Genomic DNA, 23,318 nt, shown 5'->3' with positions numbered 1-23,318 from the left:
TTTACATTTTTTTAAGAAGTTTTTGGATTAATATTAGAGGGAAAAGGAATTACTGAATTCCCTTCCTGAGGAAAGAAAAAGCAGCCAACCAAGCGGCCAGCTGCTCTTCATATTATTCTAGAGCATCTTTGACTTTATCAGCGATATCTTCGGATACCCAGCTCGTCCAAATATCTTCGTGTTCTTGCATCCACCATTTAGCTGCCTCTTCTGGATCCGCATCATTTTCATCCATATATACTAATGCTTCCTCGGTTAGTTCACTACTAGTTTCATAGTTACCGAGGAACTCATATACATCTGGTGCTTGCTCAGGAAAATCTTTATGAACGGTTACAACCACATCGTTTGGTGGGAATTCTGTAGCTCTTGTTTCATTCCAAATTTCTTCATCATATTCCGGCTCTTCTAGTAACGTTAGATCATATTTTGCTGTTACTAATGTTGGTGACCAGTAATAGCCAACCCATGGTTCTCCAGCTTCATATGCATCCACTAAGTCAGCAACTGCTGCTGAATCAGAACCAGGCATGAAATTATTCATTGTTTCGTCTAAACCATATGCTTCAAATTTTTGGTCAATTGTCTCAGCAACGGCCCAACCACTTGGAGCATTAATGATACGCCCACGACCTGGGTCTTCTGGATCTTCAAAAACATCTGGATAGTCCTTTAAATCTTCCACAGTTCTTAAATCTGGAGCTACTGGTTCAATTCCGCGTTCTTCATCTCCTTCAATAACATACGTTGGAACATATAGTCCTTGGTTATTGTCATCAAAGTTTACAGATACTTTTTCAAAGTCGCCTTCTTCGATTGCTTCTTCATATACTTCCTTAATATTATCTGTCCAAATTTCGGTGTAGACATGAACATCTCCATCGCGGTGCCCTTGTACGGTTGCTGCAGTTGAACCTGCTGTTACTTCTGTTTCATAACCAAAACCCTCTTCAATAATTGTTTGAGCAATTCCATTATGAACACGAACACTATCCCAACCAGCATCAGCTAAAATAATTGTTTCAAGTTCTTTGTCTGCACTTGAATCTGAGCTACATGCTGCAAGAATAGCTAGTACCATGACACTTAAAAGAATAACTATTTTTTTCATGTTGACCTCTCCCTTTTTTTAAATTTCTTATGTAGCATTTCCATGAATAATAAAACTTCAGATCACAAAATAATTAAGACATTAAAACAGAAGAATAATATAAATGTTGAATAGATGGTTTGGACATGTGAAAAATTGAAGAAGAAAAAAGATGATCGCGAAGAAATTTATCATGAATGCAACATTAATAAGATTATCGAAGATGTCGATTTATATCAAATGCGCTAATCAACGATATAAGCAGATTATTACGGAAGACGAATTATTTAACGTATATAAATAACAAGAAATGCCATTATTGCCATAAATACTCGTTATAACTCTATAATTCTCGTAATTTGATGATAAATCTGTAAATTATATCCATCAAAGCTCCTACTTGATTATTTATGATGGAGTAGGTAAGATATAATAGTTCACTTATTGAACTATTCATGTTGTGAACTTTTTAAACGGATTGGAGGTATCTTCTACATGAATTTAAAAGAAATGGTCGATCGACACCAAACAGCCATGAATTCCATTTATCGCAGGGTGAATATTATTCTAAAAGAAAAAATTCATTCAGATATTACGACGGATCAATTTAGTACACTAAATTATATTCGAAAGCATGATAGATGCACGAGTTCCGACATTGCCCATGAATTTGGAATTGGAAAAAGTGCTGTCACTGCACAAATAAACCGTCTTTTTGATAAGGAACTCATCGAACGGAAACGGGATGATAAAGATCGTCGGGTTGTTTATTTAATTGTTACGGAAAAAGGTATTGAATTTGTCAATTTTACCGAGAAAGCGTTGCACGAAGAATTAGAAAAGTACCTAAAGGATTTTAGCCAAGACGAGATTTCCATGTTTATTAACCTATTAGAAAGATTATCTAACAACATGGAAGACAAATAGAAGGAGGATTACAAATTGAAACAAATTATACGCTTTCGTTGGATCATTGCAGCTGCTTGGATTTTAGTGGCGGTTGGTTTATTTATCCTTGCTCCAAACTTACAAGAGCTTGTCCGTGAAAAAGGACAAATAGCAGCACCAGAGGATTCCCCTTCTGTAGAAGCACAGCAATTAATAGAAAGTATGTCCGATGAAAGAACAGATGATTTAGCAAGTTCCGTACTCGTTTTCCATGATGAGGCTGGATTAGACCAGTCTGATCAGGATGAAATCGTTAAGGCGATCGAATTACTCGAAGAAAATGAAAATCAACTTGCCATCTCAGATATACTAAAATTCACGGATGACCCAGCAATTGAGGACCAAACCGTATCGGAAGACGGAACAACAATTATTGTTCCATTCCAGGTTTCTATGGCAAACCAGGAAATCGACGAATCGCGTGAGAAAATATATAATACCATTGATGCGATCCAGGTTGATCATTATTTAACCGGGGAAACCTATATCTCACAAGATATTATTACAAATTCCGAAGAAGGACTTAAAAAGACTGAAATCATAACGGTGGGATTAATTTTAATTATCCTGTTTATTGTATTTAAATCATTTGTTGCTCCATTTATCCCGTTATTAACCGTTGGGATTAGTTATTTAGCAGCTCAAGGAATTGTATCAATTCTAGCAGATACAATAGATTTTCCTTTATCTACATTTACACAAATTTTTATGGTTGCAGTCATGTTTGGAATCGGTACGGATTACTGTATTCTTCTAATTAGTAGATTCAAAGAGGAAGTAGCAAAACAGGATTCGATCAAGGACGCCGTATTGACAACCTATCAATCCGGTGGTAAAACGATATTCTTTGCTGGTTTAGCCGTATTAATCGGGTTTTCAACCATCGGATTATCGACCTTTTCCTTATACCAATCCGCTGTTGCAGTTGCGATTGGGGTAGCTGTCGTTTTAATCGCATTAACGACACTTGTTCCTTTTTTCCTTGTTGTTTTAGGGAAGAAGTTGTTCTGGCCATTTGATAAAAATGTCTCTCATAAAGAGAGTAAAATATGGGGAGCAGCAGGTAATCTCGCATGGGGAAGACCGCTAATTGCGTTGCTAATCGTTGCTGTCATTACCGTTCCTGCATTACTTTCTTATGATGGGGATAAATCCTATAATTCACTTGAAGAAATTGGGGATGAATACGACTCCGTTCAAGGCTTTAATTATATTTCTGATAGCTTTGGCCCAGGACAAACAATGCCAACAACAATTGTAATGGAAGCTGAAGATGTAGTTGATACGGCGGAGGAATTTCAACAAATCGAGTCCATCTCACAATCGATTGCCAAATTGGAAGGTGTCAAAGAGGTGCGCAGTGCTACTCGTCCAACTGGTAGTATTATTGAAGACTTTTTAGTAGATAATTTTACCGGACAATTATCCGATGGAATTGGACAGAGTACCGATGGAATTCAAGAAATTGAAGAAGGTTTACGTGAAGCTTCCAATGAGCTAAATGATGCACAACCACAGCTACAAGATGCTCAAGATGGTGTCGATCAGCTTATGACTGGAACCCAGGAAGCAAATAACGGAATCGGTGAAATACAACAAGCACTGCAACAAATCCATGACGGCATCGAATCAGGTGCACTTGGAGCAGATGAAATAAAAACAAACCTACAAACGATCAAAGACAACCTTGACCAAAGCATCGCTGCAAATAAACAACTATTGGATGGGTATCAAGCTATTGCTGATGGGCTTCAGGATTTCGGTAGTGACAATTCCATAAATCCAGACGATTTAGATGCGATGATTCAGACATTAGAAGGATCCAAATCAAATATAGACCAAATGTACGAAACAGCTATTGATGCAACTCCTGAATTACAACAGGATGAAGCATTTGTAACTGCTTATCAAACTGCGATTGGGCAGACCGATGGTGTAATTGACGGCATCAAACAGATAAAGGAAGAACTCGCTAAATTAGCTGAAGCACAGCGTGTCCTACAAGATCAAGTAATTGCACCCTTAGGTGAGCTTAACGGAGGCTTAAAGCAATCCATTGCTGGCCAAGAGCAATTATCAAATGGTCTCGCTGAACTAATAGAAGGAGTAGATGAATTACAATCTGGCTTACATCAAGCAGCAAATGGCCAAAGTGAAGTAATCAATAACTTCCCTGGTTTACAAGAAGGGTTAACGGATATTCATAATGGTCAAAAAGAGTTAAAAACAGCATTTGCTGACATGCAAGATCAACTCGTAGAATTATCCGATGGGCTACATGAAGGTGCGGAAGGCTTACATCAAATCGATGACGGATTAACAGAGGTGGAAAGCTATCTGTCAGAATTTGAAACCGATAAAACCAATCCGGCTGTTGTTATCCCTGAGGAAGCGATGGATAATGAAGATTTCATGGAAGGTGCAAACATGTATCTTTCCGACGACAAAAAGGTTGTAACCTTTGACGTCGTACTTGATTATAACCCGTATTCAACAGAAGCATTAATGATGGTTGATACGATTAAAGAAAAAGCAGATGAAGCCAAAAAGGATACAATCTTCGAATCTAGTGATCCAAAACTAGGCGGAATTAGTAGTACCAACAACGATTTACAAAATGTGTCTGATGCAGACTATTCAAGAACGGTAATCTTTATGATTGCTGGTATCTTTATTATCTTAATTATTTTGCTAAAATCACTCATTATGCCTCTTTATTTAATCGGTTCGCTTGTTGTAACCTACTTTACGTCTATGGCATTTAGTGAATTAATTTTCGTAAACATCTTAGGATATGACGGCTTAACATGGGCTGTACCATTCTTCGCCTTTGTCATGTTAACAGCATTGGGGATTGATTACAGTATCTTCCTCATGGATCGCTTCAACGAATACCGTGATGTGAGTATCAAAGAAGCCATGCTTACAGCAATGAAAAATATGGGAACGGTCATTATTTCAGCTGCTGTGATTTTAGGTGGTACGTTTGGAGCAATGCTTCCATCAGGCGTATTATCTATTTTGCAAATCGCAACAGTCGTATTAATTGGATTATTCCTATATGCACTGGTGATGCTTCCATTGTTTATACCAATCATGGTAAGACTATTTGGAAATGCAAATTGGTGGCCGTTTAAACGAAAATAAGTAAACGAGGACGTTCCATGTGGAGCGTCCTTTTCTTTGTGGTACTCATGCAGTAATTCGGATTGCTAATTGAACGTTTTTCTATTAGTGGTGTGATACCTTGATGGAATTCGGTTATTTTGGATTATCCACCCATCAATATATATACACCGAACCATTACAGAAACAAACAAAACCACCTTGCCATACAAAGCAAGATGGTTTGTCACTTATTTACCAGTATTTTTTATAATCTCAATGACACGATCACGTGATTTGTCACTTTCAAACTTTTTCATATGGTCAATCATAATAGGTGCTTGCTCTTTCAAACGTTCTAATTCTTGTACAAGGGTCTCCTCTGTAAGTTGTTCCTCTTGTAAGACGCGAGCATATTTTTTTGATTCAAAGGAGTTTGCATTAACGATTTGATCTCCTCGGCTCGCTTGTTTGGATAATGGGATTAATAGCATTGGTAACCGAAGGGCCAAAAATTCAAATATCGCATTTGAACCTGCTCGTGACAGAACAAAATCCGATGCTGCAAACAAATCCTTCAGTTCTTCGTTTACATATTCGAATTGTGCATATCCTTGACGCTGAACAGTAGGGTCTGTTTTTCCCTGTCCGCAAATGTGAATGATCTGAAATTCGGCTAGTAATGGATCTAAGCTTTGTCTTACCGTATCATTTATCTTTTGCGCTCCAGCACTCCCTCCCATAATAAGGAGAATCGGTTTTTCCCGTGTGAAATGACACAATTCTAACCCTTTCCCCTTATCTCCTTGAAAAAGCTCCTCGCGGATTACAGCACCAACATGCTCGGCTTTTTTCTCTGGTAAATAATTCATTGTTTCGGAGAATGTAGCCAATACTTTTTTCGCAAATGGTATCGCTATTTTATTGGCTAATCCTGGTGTGTAGTCTGATTCATGGATAACGGCAGGTACGTTTCGCATTTTCGCAGCTAATACTACTGGTACAGATACAAAACCACCTTTCGAAAAAATAATGGATGGTTTTCTTTTGCCAATAATTCTAGTAGCTTGCATAGTCCCCTTCAATACTTTGAATGGATCCTTGAAATTCTCTTTAGACATGTATCGTCGTAATTTACCTGTTGAAATAGGGTAATACGTAACATTCTCGAGTTGTTCAATTAACGTACGCTCAATACCATCTTTCGAGCCAATATAATCAACTTCCCATCCATCACGCTGGAAAACAGGAATCAAAGCCAGATTAACAATGACATGGCCTGCAGTACCTCCACCGGTAAAAAGAATTCGTTTCTTTTTCATTTCACGATTTTCCTCTCTTTCTTATTGCTTCATAAAACCGTATAATAGCATTTGTATGTATAAAAATGATATATTTATTTATTGGTAGCTATATCAACTTTGTACCAACTAGGATAAATTCGTCACTTCTCTATCCTATTAGAAAAATATAAAAAAAGGAAGAGTTTTATGTATGAGACAAAGACCATCAAAGAAAAAATAAAGCTATTTACTATCATAAGTCTTCCCATCTTGATCACGCAAGTAAGTATGTATTTAATGAACTTTTTCGATACCGTCATGTCTGGTCGTGCAGGAGCAGAAGATTTGGCCGGTGTTGCAATTGGATCAAGCTTGTGGGTTCCTATATTTACAGGGATCAATGGAATTCTTTTAGCAATCACTCCAATTATTGCACACTTAATTGGGGCAAAATCAAATGACGATGTTCCAAAAAAGCTACAGCAAGGAATGTACCTAGCAACTGCTTTAGCTATTTTGGTCGTTATCATTGGAGCACTAATTCTGAATCCAATCTTAAATGCTATGGATTTAGCTCCTAATGTACGTCATGTGGCAAAATATTACTTAATTTCGTTAAGTACAGGAATTATTCCCTTATTTATTTTCAATACATTGCGTTGTTTTATTGATGCACTAGGACAAACGAGAATCTCGATGATCATCATATTAATCTCGTTACCATTAAATCTTTTTTTCAACTATGTATTCATCTTTGGGAAATTAGGTTTCCCTGCCTATGGAGGAATTGGTTCAGGGATTGCAACTGCGCTTACGTATTGGTTAGTTTGTGTAATTGCCATAGGTATCATCAAGAAAATATACCCATTCCGAAGCTATAACGCCTTTTCAAATTGGGTGAAGCCAGCCCTGCGAGAATGGTGGGAACAGTTGAAAATTGGTATCCCAATTGGGTTTGCCATCTTTTTCGAAACCAGTATCTTCTCCGCAGTTACACTGTTAATGAGTGTTTATCGTACGGAAACAATTGCTGCACACCAAGCTGCCATGAACTTCGCATCCTTATTATATATGATACCGTTAAGTGTTGGCTTAGCATTAACGATTGCGATAGGTTTTGAAATTGGTGCAAAACGTCCAAGTGACGCACGAGCTTACGGGTTAATTGGCATCAGTGGCGGTATATTCATCGCTTTATTTAATGGAATCGTACTATTTTATTTAGACGATGCTGTCGCAAGATTATATAATACCGATCCAGCTGTCGTTGAACTGACAAAACAATTTATCTACTTTGCGATCTTTTATCAACTTGCAGATGCATTTGGGGCGCCTATACAAGGAGCGTTACGTGGTTATAAGGATGTTAATGTAACTCTAATTATCGCATTTGTATCATTCTGGATTATTGGACTTCCAAGTGGTTGGTATCTTGCAAATTACACAGCGTTAGAACCATTTGGCTATTGGGTGGGAATTATTATCGGATTAAGTGTTGGAGCCATCGCCCTCTTGTTCCGCTTATTCCAGCTACAAAATAAATACCGTAATATACAAAAAAACGCATCAGCAACATAAATTGCTGATGCGTTTTTCATTGACGAATAGTCACTTGAAAAAGTGCGTATTATGGATAGTATGCGACTGCCAGCAATGTGTTTCCCGCTGCTGGCAGTCGCTTTTTTGCTGGTATGTCTTTAAACAAAATAGTACTGGAATGCTTTTCTTCCTTAAAAACCTAGAAGACGAAGAACATCTGTTAGGACTAGGAAAAAATCACGCTCTAGGCGTTTTATTTCGGCCATTTAGCGGAATGAGGTTCCGTATCGTTTTTGATGAGGAACCTCATTCCGGATCCAATGATGGTTAGATGAATCTTGTTTTTCTCACCGATAGATTAAGTTTTCCACCATCAGCAGAATACTTTAGTTACTTCGCATAATACATCATAAACACACAAAGCTTTTACCTACACCTATAGGAACAAGCCTACCATTGTTGCAGATAGGATAGATGCTAGTGTAGCACCAATTAGTAGCTTCATTCCAAAGCCTGAGACTTGTCCGGCTTTCTTCGCATCGATACCTTGAACCGTTCCTGCTATGATACCGATTGATGAGAAGTTTGCAAAACTTGTTAAGAACACAGAAACAATACCAATCGTTTTCTCTGATAAATCACCTAGCATTGTTTCAAATTCAAGCATTGCAACGAATTCATTGGTAACAATTTTTGTACCCATAACAGATCCAGCCTCAATGACTTCACCTGGTGCAATTCCCATTAAGATACCAATTGGAGCAATGATATATCCAAGGATTTCCTGTAACGTTGTACCAGCTGCAACAAGTTGGATTAACCAGTTAACCAATTCAAGTGATGCAATAAATGCTACAAGCATCGCAGCAACGATAAGGGCAATTTTACCACCTTCTAATGCTCCATTTGCCATTGCCTCAAATATACTTTTATCATTCGATACATCTTTAATATCTACATGATCTTCCTCTTTAGGAACAGATACTGGCGCAATTACAGATGCAAGAATTAGTGCACTAAACATGTTTAATGGTAAAGCTACCAGTACATATTGTGGTGGCAACATTTGAAGGTACGCACCTACAATCGATGCAGATACAGACCCCATTGCTGATGCACTTACAATGTATAGTCTATTATTATTTAAATGATGAAATTGCGACCGGATAGCAATTAATGCTTCCGATTGACCAAAGAATATACTGTTAACAGCATTAAATGATTCCACTTTCGGTAACCCTGTCACCTTTGAAATAATACCACCAAGATATTTAATAATTGTTGGTAATATTCTTAAATAAGTTAGTACAGATAAGATCGTTGCAAAGAAGATAATGAGTAATAACACATCAAAAAAGAATACTCCACCTTCAGTACTAACTACTCCCCCTACAATAAATCCTACACCTTCAGATCCAAATTCAATTAGCTTGTTGAATCCTGCTGAAATACCATTTATTATGGTTTGTCCAATTTTGGTTGTAAACATAAACCAAGTAGTAATAAGTTGCGCAACTAACATAATCCCGATGCCTTTATAATTAATTTTTTTCTTATCGTTTGACATCAAAAATGCTAGTCCGAGGACGATAATAATTGCTAATAACCCTAGAAGTTTATCCACGGATGTAGCCTCCCTTAAAATTGTATTGAAAATGCTTTCATAAATAAAACTTCACTTTTAAAATTTTAGCAGGTTGTCAGACGTCTTTCAACAATTATATTTATTTTATCGACATTTTTCTCCATCCTTCTATAGTCATCCCCCATTTCACAAGTTTTACCACATAATAAAAGGTGCCAGGCACTTGTCGAAATTCGACAAGTGCCTGGCACCTTCTTAATGGGTTTTAATGTGCTGGGAAGTAGATCATTTGGATTAGAAATATGATTCCGAATAGATATAGTATCCAATGAACTTCTTTTCCTTTTCCAATTGCTAGCTTAAGGATTGGGTACGTAATAAACCCAATAGCAATTCCAGTAGCAATACTTGAAGTGAATGGCATTGTTAATATAATAGCGAACGCAGGAAATGCTTCATCAAATGATTTCCAATTAATTTTTGATAAACCTTCCATCATAAACGTTCCAACAATGATTAAAACCGGTGCTGTAATTGCTGGGATACTTGAAATTGCTCCAATAATTGGAGTGAAGAAAATTGACAGTAAAAATAAAGTCGCTACAACGACGGACGTTAATCCCGTTCGACCTCCAGCAGCAACACCTGAAGTAGACTCAATATATGCAGTCGATGGACTTGTACCAAACATAGATCCGACTGTTGTTGCTGTAGCATCAGCTAATAATGCTTGCTTTGCACGTGGCATTTTTCCATTTTTCATATACCCTGCTTGTTCCGAAACCCCAATCATCGTTCCAGTTGTATCAAAAATAGTTACAAGTAAAAAGGCAAACACAACAGTATATAGACCATGTGTGAACACTCCTGCAACATCAATATCAAAGAAAACAGGTGCTGGTGGTGCCGAGACAACTCCTTCAGTAAAGCTTAATTGTCCTGTTAAAAATGCGATGAGTCCCGTCACAAGCATTCCTAAGAACAATGCCCCTTTAACTTTTAAAACATATAAAATGATCGTTATCAATAGGCCAACAACCGTAAGAATGATCATTGGCTCATGTAAATCACCCAGCCCAACAATATTCTCTTCATTAGGAATAACAATACCTGAGTTACGTAATCCTACAAAGGCAATAAATAATCCAATACCAGATGTTATTCCATACTTTAGTGATGAAGGAATTGCAGCTATTAATGTTTCCCTCAACCTCGTAAGGCTCAATAACATAAATAGAATACCGGCAAGAAATACTGCACCAAATACAACTTGGTAAGATAATCCCTGTGATGCAACAACGCTTGCGAAATAGGCATTTAATCCCATTCCGGGTGCAATTGCAATTGGATAGTTTGCAAATAAGGCCATCATTAATGTTCCGATAACAGCTGCTATTACGGTTGCCATAAATACTTGATCAAATGGTACTCCCGCCGATGAGAGAATAGCAGGATTTACAATAACAATGTAAACCATCGTCAGGAATGTTGTAACACCTGCTGTAACTTCTGTTCGAATATTAGAATTATTAGATGTGAGTTTAAAGAATTTCTCCATATAAATCCCCTTACTTTCCGAATTATAAAACCAACATGTTCAATAATATTCGTTTTTATCTCGTAATGCAAGTGAAAAATGATTCATCACCACAAAAAAACCTTGTAATGACAAATTATCATTACAAGGTTTTTCTAAATCATTCGCTAATTACCCTTCTAATAGTAAATCATATGGATCTTCTAGTAGTTGTTTCACACGTACTAAGAATTGAACCGCTTCTTTTCCATCTACAATTCGATGGTCATATGAAAGTGCAATATACATCATTGGGCGCACTTCAATGGAATCATCAGGCATTACCATCGCACGTTTTTGAATGTTATGCATTCCTAAAATACCAACTTGTGGTGCATTTAGAATTGGTGTGGAAAGCATGGAGCCAAATGTACCACCATTTGTAATGGTAAATGTTCCACCTTGAAGTTCTTTAAGGCCTAATTCTTTATCACGAGCTTTTTTACCAAGACTTGCAATTTCGCTTTCGACTCCAGCAAAATCAAGTCGATCCGCATCACGTACAACTGGTACAACTAACCCATCATCAGTAGAAACAGCAATACCGATGTCATAGAATTTCTTAATAACAAGTTCATTTCCTTGGATTTCTGCATTAAGCAATGGGAAATCTTTTAATGCGCCAACAACTGCTTTCGTAAAGAAGGACATGAAGCCTAATTTTACACCATGCTTATCCATGAATTTTTGCTTACGTTCACTACGAAGCTTCATCACATTTGTTAAATCAACTTCATTAAACGTTGTAAGCATTGCAGCGGTTTGCTGTGCTTCCACTAGACGATTCGCAATCGTTTGACGGCGACGAGTCATTTTAACACGTTCTACTGGCTTATCAAATTCTGTTTTCTCAGCAGATTTTGGAGTATCTTTCTTAGCCGGTTTTGATTCTGCTTTTGGCTCATTTGCAGCTTTTGCAGCAGCTTCTACATCTTCCGGACGAACTCTTCCTAATGGATCAACAGGTTTAACAGCACTTAAATCAATATTTAATTCACGAGCACGTTTTCGAGCTGCAGGTGAAGCAATTACATCATGCTTGGAAGCTTCCTCTTGATTATCCTCTTTCTTTGGAGCTTCTGCTGTTTCTTCTGCTTTAGGAGTTTCTTCTTTAGGCTCCTCCTTTTGTTCCGGTTCAGAGGAAGTATCTTCCGTCGCTTCTCCTCCTTCACTAACTTTACCGATCACGTCGCCTACTTCAACGTCATCTCCTTCGTCACATACGATTTCAGTTAGGATACCCGAAACTTCTGAGTTAACTTCTACATTAACTTTATCTGTTTCTAGTTCAACAACAGGATCTCCTTTTTCTACTTTATCCCCTTTTTTCACTAACCATTCGGCAATTGTTCCTTCTGTAATGGACTCCGCAAGTTCTGGTACTTTAATTTCTTTCACTAGAATCTCCTCCTAAGCTCAAGTTAATTGCTTGTTGTATAATTTGTTGTTGCTCGTGCTTATGAATATTTGGCTCCCCAACCGCAGGTGCTGAACGTTTCGGACGTCCAATGTATCGTAGTGTTTGACCTTCTTTTAGTAAATCTCTTAAGTAATCATCTACAAAATCCCATGCACCCATATTCATTGGTTCTTCTTGCACCCAAACAACTTCTTCTACGTTCGGAAGTTCTTTTAATACCTTCTCCACTTCCTTTTTAGGGAATGGATATATTTGTTCAACTCTAATTGCGCGTAACCAGTCATATTTCTCTTCGGACTCAGCAATGGTTTCTTCGATATCAACCATGATTTTTCCGCTACCGATCAATAGACGTTTCGCATTTTTCTTACTCATTTTTAGATTTGGTTGGTCACGTACTACCTCAAACTTACCTTCTGTAAATTCTTTTGCTTCAGAAGCAATTCGTTGGTTTCGTAACAAGCTACTCTTTGGCGTCATTACGATTAGTGGGCGCGCTTCTTCACGGCCACCTAATGCTGCCTGCCTGCGAATTAAATGGAAAAATTGAGCAGATGAAGTGACATATGCTACAATCCAGTTATTTTCAGCAGCCATTTGTAAGAACCGTTCTAATCTTGCACTTGAATGCTCTGGTCCTTGCCCTTCATAACCATGTGGCAGAAGCATAACCATATTAGATTTATCGCCCCATTTAGCACGAGCAGCTGATATAAATTGATCAAATACAACTTGCGCTGCATTGGCAAAATCACCAAATTGAGCTTCCCACAATACAAGAGTTTCTGGAGAGTGAATGCTGTATCCGTATTCATAACCTAATACTCCAGCTTCGGATAGCGGACTGTTACGAATATCAAATGATGCCGTCGCATCTTCCAGGCCATGCATCGTACAATATTTTTCATTTGTAACCGTATCATTTAGAACGGCATGACGGTGAGCAAATGTTCCTCGTTCGGAATCCTGTCCGGTTAATCGAATAGGTATGCCATCCTGTAAAATTGACGCATAGGCTAATGCTTCTCCGGCACCCCAGTCTGCTTTATTTCCATCTTTAAGCGCATCTTTGCGACGTTTTAGAATCCTACCGAGTTTTTTGTTCAGATTAAACCCTTCTGGTCTGTTTAATAGCCCCTCATTAAGGGCTTCTAATTTCTCCAAGGATACGGCTGTATCAAATTGATTTAAGTCCGTTTTTAACGCTTCGGGCATAGACTGGCATTCAGCTTTTGCCATTTCATTTTCTTTCATACTATCGTAGGTATTTTGCAAGCTCTCTTCTACCTGGTTCTTCATTTGATAAAAATCATCTTCTACTAGATCACCTTTTTCAAATAAAGCATTCGCAAAAACATTTGCAACGGTAGGATGTTTATCAATCTCTGCATATAACTTCGGTTGCGTCACACGAGGTTCATCCATTTCGTTATGTCCATAACGACGGTAACCTACTAAATCTATTAAGAAATCTTTATTAAACTTTTTACGGTATTCATATGCTAACTTAATTGCCGATACACAAGCAATTGGGTCGTCTGCGTTCACATGAATAATTGGTATTTCAAATCCTTTCGCTAGATCACTAGCATAGCGAGTTGAACGACCATCTTCTTGGTCTGTTGTGTAACCAACAAGGTTGTTTGCAATTATATGAAGCGTTCCTCCAGTTGTATACCCTGGTAGATTAGCTAAATTCAATGTTTCCGCAACAACACCTTCACCAATAAATGCTGCATCACCATGGATTAATACCGGAATTGCTTTATTAACATCTTGCTTTGGATAGCCACGCTCCGAACGATCTTCTTGAGCTGCTCTCGCAAAACCTTCTACGACAGGGTTTACGAACTCCAAATGCGATGGGTTATGAGCTAACGTGATTCGTGTTGTTGTCTCTTCTCCATCAACAACGTCCTTGACCGCACCAAAGTGATATTTCACATCTCCAGTCCAGCCATAATTAATCCCTCTTGATCCTTCAGAAGGAATTAATTCCTTGTTAGGAGAATGATGGAATTCGGAGAAAATTTTATCCATTGGCTTACCTAGTACGTGTGCTAATACACTTAAACGACCACGATGTGCCATTCCCATCATAATATTTTCTACCTTATCTTGAATGGCGTGTTTAACAACCCGATCAAGCATTGGTACCATTGTTTCTAATCCTTCAATAGAAAAACGTTTTTGCCCTACAAATGTCTTGGACAAAAATCCTTCAAAGCCTTCCACCTGTGCCAGACGGCCTAACAACTGTTTTTTCTCTTCAACAGTTAGATTGAGATAGGCTTGCCCTGATTCAATCGTGTTTAACAACCAGGTTCTTTCTTCTTCATTATTAACATGATCATATTCATACGTAATTGTTCCTGTGTAAAACTTTTTCAGTTCTTTGACAACATCTAACCCATGGTCAACACCACTTGGTGCATTTTCCCACAGCCATGATGCCGGTATTGCTTTTAAGTCTTCATCACTTAAACCATATGTTTTTGGATCTACTAATTCTGATGTACGTTCTTTTTGCAGGCCTACAGGATAAATGTCCGCCTCCAAATGTCCGAAACGACGAATAGCCTCAACAAGTTTCATTGCTGAGGTAAGATTTTTGACATCATTTATAGAAGTAGATTGAGAATTTTCTTGTCTCACATTGTTGGTTTTATACAACCACTTTGGAGCCCCATACTGATCAAATAATTCCTTAATGGATGGATCAACGGTTTGAGGGTCCTCTTTGTACAACTCATACTGTTCCTCTATATACCCCATGTTCGGACCATAAAATTCTTCCCAGAATCTTTCAGCAGATTCATCATTATGTGCCACGTCTTATACCCCCATTTGAAGTTAACTTTCTCCGTTGTAAACGGTTTTTCAACTCAATCCCTATTATAGGACTGAGGAATGACTTCATCAACTAATATACCTTATTTTATGAGAGAGAACAATATATGTTAGAAGGATTAGATAAATAATTTTCATTTCTTTAAACTTTATAGCTTATTATGATAAATTCTGAAGAAATTTAAATGAAGTTGTCAAAATATACTATAAAATTTCGTTCATTAAATTTCCATTTCTACTAGTTCACATTCCTTTCATTATTCGGTATAATAATGGCATACTATGTTTAAAGATATTACATAAGGTTATATTTCACTTGTAAAATGTGGAGGAGGACAACGGTATGAGTTTGAATTTAGTATTAATCATAGGCGTGATGATTGCATTTCTTACCGCTATGTTTACAGCGGGTTACGATGCAAAACCTGGCGTACCAAAGAATAATCAGTAAGAACTAAAGCGTAAAATAGTAAAAAGCCGTCATCTCGAGGTGACGGCTTTTCTTATGTCATATTTGGAAAACCTTGTTGACGAAGTGCTTCATACACAATAATGGCAGCTGTATTTGATAAATTAAGCGACCGAACTTTATCATTCATATGAATTCGCAAACATTGCTCTTCTTTACCTATTAACAAGTTTTTGGGAATACCATCTGTTTCACGCCCGAACACGAACAGGATCTCCTCTTCGGTATTACTAAAATCGAAATCGGTATAATGCTTTGTTCCAAAGTTTTCAATATAATAAAAAGAGCCATTTGGATACCGTTCATACAACTCCTCTATTGCGTTATATTCTTGTATATCTACATTTTTCCAGTAGTCTAATCCTGCGCGACGGACCATCTTATCGTCTGTTGAAAAACCTAGTGGATGGATTAAATGAAGCGTCACATCCGTTGCTAGACATGTTCTTGCAATATTTCCTGTATTTGCCGGGATTTCTGGTTGATATAGTACTACGTGTACACTCACTGTTCATTCTCCTTGCCTTCATTTTAACTTTCTTATTATATCACTACTCACCGATTCGGAAAAACTTATAGTTGATGTTAGGAGTGTATGCTGTTGAATCTTCATAGGACCAATACCGATGACGACTATTATCCGTATGTGCGTTAACTAACGGTTCTCCATTATTATCTCGAGATACAACAATTGTATTATGATCCCACCTACCATCTCCTTCAAAATCGTAACAAATAATATCTCCTGGAGATAGTTCACTAGCAGACGCAACTGCTGTTCCTTTCAAACCTGATGTAGAACCATTTAAATACCAGCGAAGTGAATGTGCAACAGACCAGCTATAACTCCAATTGTTCCCTTGGTACCACCAGCCTTTATTCCGATTGGGCGCACCACTCATTGGAGCTCCACCAGCACGTAAGCATTGGGAAACAAAATTTGTACAATCTACTTCAAACTTTCGATAATCTGGATTGTAACTATTCCACCATCTTTCAGCGTATTGTACTGCTGCCATCCGATCATAATGGAACCGTTCAATTTGACCATTTCGAACTGCCTCAGGTTCAATCTTTTCCTTTGAAAGATTATTAACTGGAGCTGGAATCGAATGATGATCCCTAACTTCTCCATGAACGAATCGAAATTGATACGAATTCACGCTTTCCTCCAAATAAAAGTGATCCTCCTGCTTCATTAAAAAGGTTAAATGCAGTAAATAGTTTATTGTCTCTCCTTCACGATGCTGTAAGCGCTGGTAAATATGACCATTCCCATTTATTCGAACAATTTCAACACCACGCCTGTCACATAACTCCTTTTTCCGCTTCCACCAATTGTTATCGGTATCTCGATCCGATTCAAAAACATGAATCCATAAGGACTTTAGCTCATCCATATTAAATCCCCTCCATTTAATGTATATGGAGAGGATGCTTGTCATACGATAACGTTTCTCTTATAGAATAATGGATTCATGGTTTAGTAAATATTCCTTTTTATCCAATCCACCATTATATCCAACCATTTTTCCATTCGCACCAACTACACGATGACAAGGAACAATGACAGAAAACGGGTTTTTATTTACTGCACCGCCTACTGCACGTACTGCTTTCGGTTGGCCAATTGCCGTTGCAATCTCTTTATACGACACCGTCTTTCCAAAGGGAATAAGTTCGTATAATGCATTCCATACCTTTTTTTGAAACGGAGTACCATGAAAACGGAAAGGAATCGAAAATTCATTTCTCTCATGGGAGAAATATGCCTGCAGTTGACGCTGAACCTCCGAAACGCGCTCCGCATTTTTCACTAAAGTCACTTGTCCAATATACCGTTTAGCCCAGTTTTGAAGATCCACTTCTCGCTCTTCCATCGATCCATAATCAATTCGTAAAATATGTTCTCCATCACTAACAACAAGCAGCGGACCAATAGGTGTATTCACTTCATCATAATATAGATCCATTTGTATCACGCTTCCCCTTTATTTAGTTGTAACTTCTTTTTGAAAAGCTAGACCTTTTTCCATTTCGAATAACACTTGTTCATCGGTTTCCGTATTCATCGCTTCTCGAATTGCTTCATATGCTTCATTTGTACCTATTTTTCCTAGTGACCATGCAGCAGTTCCACGGATAACCGGACGTGGATCATTGTTCATAACCGCTATTAACTCTTCGACTGCCGTTGTATCCTTATAATGGCCTAAGCCAATGATTGCATTTCGTTGAATCGGTTTTTTCCCGCGCCACGATCCAGAAATATGACCAAACGTCTCTTTGAATTCTCGGTTAGAAATTCGAAGCATTGGCTTTAGCTTTGGCTTGGCAATATCATGCTCTGGTTCAAATTCTGGATGGATATGAAAATCTACCTTTTTATTTTTCGGACATACAACCTGACACGTGTCACAGCCATAAACTCGATTACCGAGCTTCGTACGGAATTCATCTGGTAGATAGTCTTTTGTTTGCGTAAGGAATGCAATACAGCGTTGTGTATTCAGTTGTCCTCCTTGTACAAGGGCTCCGGTTGGGCAAGCATCCATACATTTTCGGCAATCACCACAGCTATCTTCTACAGGAGAATCCGGTGTGAAGGGAATATTCGTAATCATTTCTCCCAAGTATACAAACGAACCAAACTCTGGAGTAATAATGGATGTGTTTTTACCACTAAACCCAATACCTGCACGTTCCGCAACAGCTCGATCCGAAAGTTCTCCTGTGTCAACCATTACTTTCGTATTCGCATCGTTTACCTTCTCCTGGATGAAGGCTTCTAGTTTTTCAAGACGGTTACGTAAGACATGATGATAATCCGTTCCCCAAGAAGCGCGAGCAAATATACCTCTACGTTCTTCCTTTGTACTTTTTGGAGCATCTTTCATTCGAGATGGGTACGCAATTGCAATGGAGATAATGGACTGTGCTTCCGGTAACAACCGTTTCGGTTCGGTACGTTCTTCAATAGATCCTTTCTCAAAGCCGGACTGATACGCTAACTCTTGTTGTCTTTTCAAACGTTCTTTTAATTCACTGAAGACATCTGCTGTCGTAAATCCAATTTTATCAATTCCAATTTCTTTACTATATTGGATAATCTCTTGTTTTAATTGATCCGTATGCAAGGACCATTCCTCCTTTATTGCTGGGAAACACTTGCCGTTCGCATTCGATTTAGAACAGCTGCTATCTCATATCGACGTGGTCGAGCCAAGTCACCTGGATGTTGGTTAGGGAACGTAGTGAGTGAAGCAAGTCCCTTTTCATCCATTTGTTTCTCGATATCATCTAATAGTTCCCTTAGCGTTTTCTTACCTAACCCATTGGTTCGATCAAGAAACTGAATAACTTCAGCTATCATTCTGGTTTGAGATGGATCAACCAATTGTTCTACTTGATCAAAGGAAATTTCCGTACGCCCCATCAAAATTTTCCTCAACCCTTTAGCCTGTGTCTTGGACCGTTTTCCTTTCTGCGTTTGTAAGGACTTTTGATGTAAAACTCGTTCTGTTACCTTTCCGAAAAGCTCCTTTGGTTGTAACACTCGATCAATCGGGGAATTTCTCATAATTTCTTTTGCTTTATCGGTTACATCATGAGGAATATATTCATCCATCATGATCACGGTATCTGCAACATCAAAGTAATCACCAGAACCACCCATGACAAGAATAGTAGATACATCTAATTGCTCCTGCATTTGTTTTATTTTATCAATGAAAGGGGTAATCGGTTCTTTTTCTTTACGAACCAGCTGTTGCATCCGTTCGTCTCTTATCATAAAGTTGGTCGCGCTTGTATCTTCATCAATCAATAATGTCGATGCTCCGGCTTCTAATGCTTCCATCACATTTGCAGCCTGGGAAGTACTTCCGCTAGCATTTTCTGTTGAAAACTGTTCCGTTTCTTGACCATGAGGTAAATTATTGATAAACGGCGAGATATTTACTCCCGTAATTTGTCGTCCATCTTCTGCGCGAATTTTCATGGCATTCGGATCAGTTAGCACATATTCACGGCCGTCTCCTTTTGTATGGCAGTATACACCTCGTTCCACTGCTTCCAAAAAGGTGCTTTTCCCGTGATATCCTCCTCCAACAATTAAGGTAATACCATTTGTAATAGCCATTCCTTTAATAGGTTCCGTTTGATGCGGAATATCGATGGAAACCTCGTTTTCCTTAGGACTTTGAAAGGCAATTGCTTTTTTCAATGGACGGTTACTTACCCCACTTTCCCGTGGTAATATCGAGCCATTTGCAATAAAAGCAACCCAATTATTTCGCTTCATTTCTTCTCGAATGGCCTCCTGCTGGTCCGCCAACACCAGTGCCTGATGGATTTGTTCATCCTTAACAGCAAAAACAGAGTTACGTATGATGTTTGGTAAAACCTCTGCAAAAAGCTTCTGCGCTTCCCTTCCATTAATTCGTCGCCCGTTCGCCGGTAACCCTACCGATAAGCAAACCGTAATGGAGGAATGATCAACTGTTACAGCAGTCCGCGCCAAAATCTCCTGTCCTGGTTTGTCAAACAGGATTGCACCGCTCTTTCCTGAACCTTTGATAAACGTGTGATCTTGATCAACCGCCTTACCTACAGCACGAGCAAAAGCGTCTTCCGTGGCTAATTTTCGGACAGAAGTCTGTAACCAATCACCATGTATCAGTCGTTTTGAATTGGGAACTATGATACGAATCTTCGAAGGGGATGCAAATGGATCTCCCTGAACATAATCTATATATAAGTCAAAATTTGGATATCCATAATGACCCTGAATACCTTTGTACGCCTTATATCCTTTCCCATCAATTTGTTTCAGTTGTTGTAATAATGATTTCATAATGAATCCCTCTTATATTATAGTAGTTATGTTTAGCATACGTATGGAAATTAAAATATTCAAGTGATGTGATACGTTATGTAGGAAGGGCGAAAAGCGTGGATTTAACAAGAGGAAAAATAAAAAACGCAACACCTCGTAAGTTATGTTACGAAACACTGCGTTAAGACATATGTATGGAGCGGGTGAAGGGAATCGAACCCTCGACATCAGCTTGGAAGGCTGAGGTTTTACCACTAAACTACACCCGCATCTAAGTAAAAATAATATTTAATTCTACATTACGCTCCATATTTGGACAAGCTATGTTCCTACATCTTCTAGCCATTTCATGGATGCTTGGTGCTTCGGAACAACTCGTAGTTGATTCGGTAGAAGTATCGCTCGTAACTACACCCGCATTTTAGTATAAATAATATTTAATTCTACATTACGCTCCATATTTGGGCAAGCTATGTTCCTACATCTTCTAGCCATTTCATGGATGCTTGGTGCTTCGGAACAACTAATTAATCTGTTGAATGTAAAATTAATTATAGCAAGTTATTTTTCGCTTTGCAAGAAGAAATATTACATTTTTCTACAAAAAATTGTAACAAGGACTGAAAATAAAGAGGTTTCAGCCCTCTTACAGGACACAATTTTCGACAGAACACTGTTCACAGGATAAAAGCTTTTGCATATAAGATATATCTTTAATTAGAAAGTATTTATTATCACTGGCAATAATCCCATCCTGTTTCCATTTATTCACAACTCTACTCACCGTTTCTCTCGATATTCCTATATGTTTACTAACCTCTCGAATTAAAATTGGTTCCGTGATTCGAATCCCGTCTTGTTTGACAACCCCATACATATTAGAATAACGAATAAAAACTGCTGCAACTGCACCTTCTGATCCGAACACAATATAATCTCTCAGCTTTGCTTCACTTGTTTGAAGGGATTGGGAAAGCCAGCGTGTGAAATGTAATCCCATTGTACCGTTATCTGCTACTATTTTTTCAATCACATCTTTATCCATTACATATAAACTCGTCTTCTCTATTGCAATAGCTGCATTTGAATAGGTAGATCCGCTAAATACACCTAATTCCCCAAAACAATCTAGTTCTCCACGAATAAATAATATTATTTCTTGATCCTTTTCGATCTTTTTATAACACTTTACCTTCCCTTGCTTGATAAAATATAGCTGTGTAGCCAGATCCCCTTCAGAATATATAGTCGTTCCCTTTTTAACATCTAATTGTTTGGAACAATTGATTATCATCTCATATTCTTTACGTTCTAATCGTTGTAATAATGGAACCATTGTACACACTCCCCTCTTCCACTTCATTATATAAGCCGCGTGAACAGGAAACTGTGATATTCATCACTATCCTTGTACTTTTCTGAAAATATCATCCATTTGCACAAGGAATACCCTATAGAGAGAAAGATGTCAGAAAATAATTAATTCGTTTACATGAAGAAAGATCCATAATAAAATAATCATAACGATGAAGGGGGCGAAAGGATTGTCTGTTTATCCAGTAGTTTTATCGCAAACAAAGTTGATACACCGTGACAGTGTAAAATATCCAATGGAAGAAAGAGCACTACAATTTGGGGATGGTGTATACGAAGTCATTCGAGTTTATCATGGTAACTATTATTTATTAACGGAACATGTGGATCGATTGTATCGATCGGCAGAAGCCATTAAAATAGATATTCCATTTTCCAAAGATACACTCACCAATTTATTAAACGAATTACTAGAACGAAATAATATAAACGACGATGCAAAGGTTTATTTACAAATATCAAGGGGGTCTGCACCACGGGATCATGCATTCCCGACCGATGTATCCCCAAACTTCTATGCGTATGTTCAAAAAATGCCACGTAACATGAAGAACTTAGAAAATGGCGTAGCAGTAATCACACACGAGGATGACCGCTGGCAAAACTGTTATATAAAAAGTCTGAATTTACTACCTAATGTTATTGCCAAACAAGCGGCACATGAAAAAGGCTGCTATGAAGCTATTTTACACAAGGGTGGATTGGTTACCGAGTGTAGTGCAGCAAATGTTTACCTCGTAAAAGACGGAAAAATTTATACACATCCAACTACGCGCAATATTTTATATGGTTGTGTTCGCCTACGTATTGAAGCGTTCACAAAGAATCTGGGAATTCCGTTGGTTGAAGAAGCATTCACCTTAAAAGATATCGAAACAGCCGACGAGTTATTTTTATCTAGTAGTACATCTGAGGTACTTCCGATTATTGCTGTTGATGCAATTCAGATCGCGAATGGAAAGCCGCAAAAAATAACCAAACAATTACAACAGGCGTATGAAGAGGATGCAAAGATCAATATAAATCCAGGGAATACTCAAGACGTAAAAAATACTTTTGAAAACTCCTATTAATCTATGTTTGGCGAGCTACAGTTTAGGGAGAGATGGGGTCTATAGACCTCATCTTTTTATTCATATCAAAGAAAATCTATCATCCTAGTAAAATATGTTGCGATCTAATTGATTCGTAACTCGAAATAGTTTAGAATGAAACAAAGTTTAGAAAATTTAACATTTAAAA

The 23,318-nt window shown here is 38.0% G+C and carries 16 protein-coding genes and 1 tRNA gene; 4 read left to right on the top strand and 13 right to left on the bottom strand.

Annotation, left to right across the window (positions count from 1 at the left end):
- Positions 1 to 112: 112 nt before the first annotated feature.
- Entirely contained in the window at positions 113 to 1,111 is a 999-nt protein-coding gene (locus BMX40_RS01865; RefSeq protein ID WP_090866257.1) for an ABC transporter substrate-binding protein, read from the bottom strand.
- Between the two features lie 474 nt (positions 1,112 to 1,585).
- Between BMX40_RS01865 and BMX40_RS01860 the strand changes: the two genes are divergently transcribed.
- Together BMX40_RS01860 and BMX40_RS01855 are read left to right on the top strand one after the other, a co-directional pair.
- Positions 1,586 to 2,017, top strand: a complete 432-nt coding sequence (locus BMX40_RS01860) for a MarR family winged helix-turn-helix transcriptional regulator (protein WP_090866255.1) — start codon at positions 1,586 to 1,588, stop codon at positions 2,015 to 2,017.
- Positions 2,018 to 2,032: 15 nt separating this feature from the next.
- Positions 2,033 to 5,185, top strand: coding sequence for an MMPL family transporter (locus BMX40_RS01855; protein WP_090866253.1), 3,153 nt, complete (start codon positions 2,033 to 2,035; stop codon positions 5,183 to 5,185).
- Positions 5,186 to 5,394: 209 nt separating this feature from the next.
- Here the strand turns inward: BMX40_RS01855 and BMX40_RS01850 are convergent, their stop codons facing one another.
- Positions 5,395 to 6,465 carry an undecaprenyldiphospho-muramoylpentapeptide beta-N-acetylglucosaminyltransferase gene (locus tag BMX40_RS01850; RefSeq protein WP_090866251.1) on the bottom strand — a complete coding sequence of 357 codons (1,071 nt, stop codon included), beginning with the start codon at positions 6,463 to 6,465 and terminating at the stop codon, positions 5,395 to 5,397.
- Positions 6,466 to 6,633: 168 nt separating this feature from the next.
- Here BMX40_RS01850 and BMX40_RS01845 point away from each other — a divergent pair, with 168 nt between their 5' ends.
- Positions 6,634 to 8,004, top strand: a complete 1,371-nt coding sequence (locus BMX40_RS01845) for an MATE family efflux transporter (RefSeq protein WP_090866249.1) — start codon at positions 6,634 to 6,636, stop codon at positions 8,002 to 8,004.
- Between the two features lie 397 nt (positions 8,005 to 8,401).
- On the opposite strand, the gene BMX40_RS01840 is transcribed toward BMX40_RS01845, so the two are convergent.
- From BMX40_RS01840 to BMX40_RS01790, 11 genes are all read right to left on the bottom strand, one after another.
- Positions 8,402 to 9,589: a NupC/NupG family nucleoside CNT transporter gene (locus BMX40_RS01840; protein WP_090866247.1), complete on the bottom strand. Its 1,188-nt coding sequence runs from the start codon at positions 9,587 to 9,589 to the stop codon at positions 8,402 to 8,404.
- 226 nt (positions 9,590 to 9,815) lie between these two features.
- Positions 9,816 to 11,108, bottom strand: coding sequence for an NCS2 family permease (locus tag BMX40_RS01835; RefSeq protein ID WP_090866246.1), 1,293 nt, complete (start codon positions 11,106 to 11,108; stop codon positions 9,816 to 9,818).
- A 150-nt stretch (positions 11,109 to 11,258) separates the two neighbouring features.
- The gene (gene odhB / locus BMX40_RS01830; RefSeq protein WP_090866244.1) at positions 11,259 to 12,524 is read right to left on the bottom strand and encodes a 2-oxoglutarate dehydrogenase complex dihydrolipoyllysine-residue succinyltransferase; all 1,266 of its coding nucleotides are present in this window, start codon (positions 12,522 to 12,524) and stop codon (positions 11,259 to 11,261) included.
- A complete protein-coding gene (locus BMX40_RS01825) occupies positions 12,511 to 15,378 on the bottom strand; it encodes a 2-oxoglutarate dehydrogenase E1 component (RefSeq protein ID WP_090866242.1) in 2,868 nt (955 codons plus the stop codon). The genes odhB and BMX40_RS01825 overlap by 14 nt, the downstream gene beginning before the upstream one ends.
- 521 nt (positions 15,379 to 15,899) lie before the next feature.
- The gene (trmL, locus tag BMX40_RS01820; protein WP_090866240.1) at positions 15,900 to 16,373 is read right to left on the bottom strand and encodes a tRNA (uridine(34)/cytosine(34)/5-carboxymethylaminomethyluridine(34)-2'-O)-methyltransferase TrmL; all 474 of its coding nucleotides are present in this window, start codon (positions 16,371 to 16,373) and stop codon (positions 15,900 to 15,902) included.
- Between the two features lie 43 nt (positions 16,374 to 16,416).
- Positions 16,417 to 17,265 (bottom strand): amidase domain-containing protein, encoded by an 849-nt coding sequence (locus BMX40_RS01815; protein ID WP_090866239.1) that lies wholly within the window; start codon positions 17,263 to 17,265, stop codon positions 16,417 to 16,419.
- 60 nt (positions 17,266 to 17,325) lie between these two features.
- Positions 17,326 to 17,838 carry a methylated-DNA--[protein]-cysteine S-methyltransferase gene (locus BMX40_RS01810; RefSeq protein ID WP_090866237.1) on the bottom strand — a complete coding sequence of 171 codons (513 nt, stop codon included), beginning with the start codon at positions 17,836 to 17,838 and terminating at the stop codon, positions 17,326 to 17,328.
- An 18-nt stretch (positions 17,839 to 17,856) separates the two neighbouring features.
- Entirely contained in the window at positions 17,857 to 19,002 is a 1,146-nt protein-coding gene (queG, locus tag BMX40_RS01805) for a tRNA epoxyqueuosine(34) reductase QueG (RefSeq protein ID WP_090866235.1), read from the bottom strand.
- Between the two features lie 14 nt (positions 19,003 to 19,016).
- Positions 19,017 to 20,720: an ABC-ATPase domain-containing protein gene (locus BMX40_RS01800; RefSeq protein ID WP_090866233.1), complete on the bottom strand. Its 1,704-nt coding sequence runs from the start codon at positions 20,718 to 20,720 to the stop codon at positions 19,017 to 19,019.
- 177 nt (positions 20,721 to 20,897) lie between these two features.
- Positions 20,898 to 20,971 (bottom strand) — tRNA-Gly (locus BMX40_RS01795).
- Positions 20,972 to 21,348: 377 nt separating this feature from the next.
- Positions 21,349 to 22,038, bottom strand: coding sequence for a Crp/Fnr family transcriptional regulator (locus BMX40_RS01790; RefSeq protein ID WP_090866231.1), 690 nt, complete (start codon positions 22,036 to 22,038; stop codon positions 21,349 to 21,351).
- A gap of 208 nt (positions 22,039 to 22,246) precedes the next feature.
- Between BMX40_RS01790 and dat the strand changes: the two genes are divergently transcribed.
- Complete coding sequence (dat, locus tag BMX40_RS01785; protein WP_090866229.1) at positions 22,247 to 23,149, top strand: D-amino-acid transaminase; 903 nt, start codon at positions 22,247 to 22,249, stop codon at positions 23,147 to 23,149.
- The last annotated feature ends 169 nt before the right edge of the window (positions 23,150 to 23,318 follow it).

Origin of the sequence: Oceanobacillus limi (assembly GCF_900111445.1) — a bacterium.
Lineage (GTDB): Bacteria > Bacillota > Bacilli > Bacillales > Amphibacillaceae > Ornithinibacillus > Ornithinibacillus limi.
The sequence above is the reverse complement of the archived record's forward strand: the minus strand, read 5'-3'. Positions and strand labels throughout refer to the sequence as shown.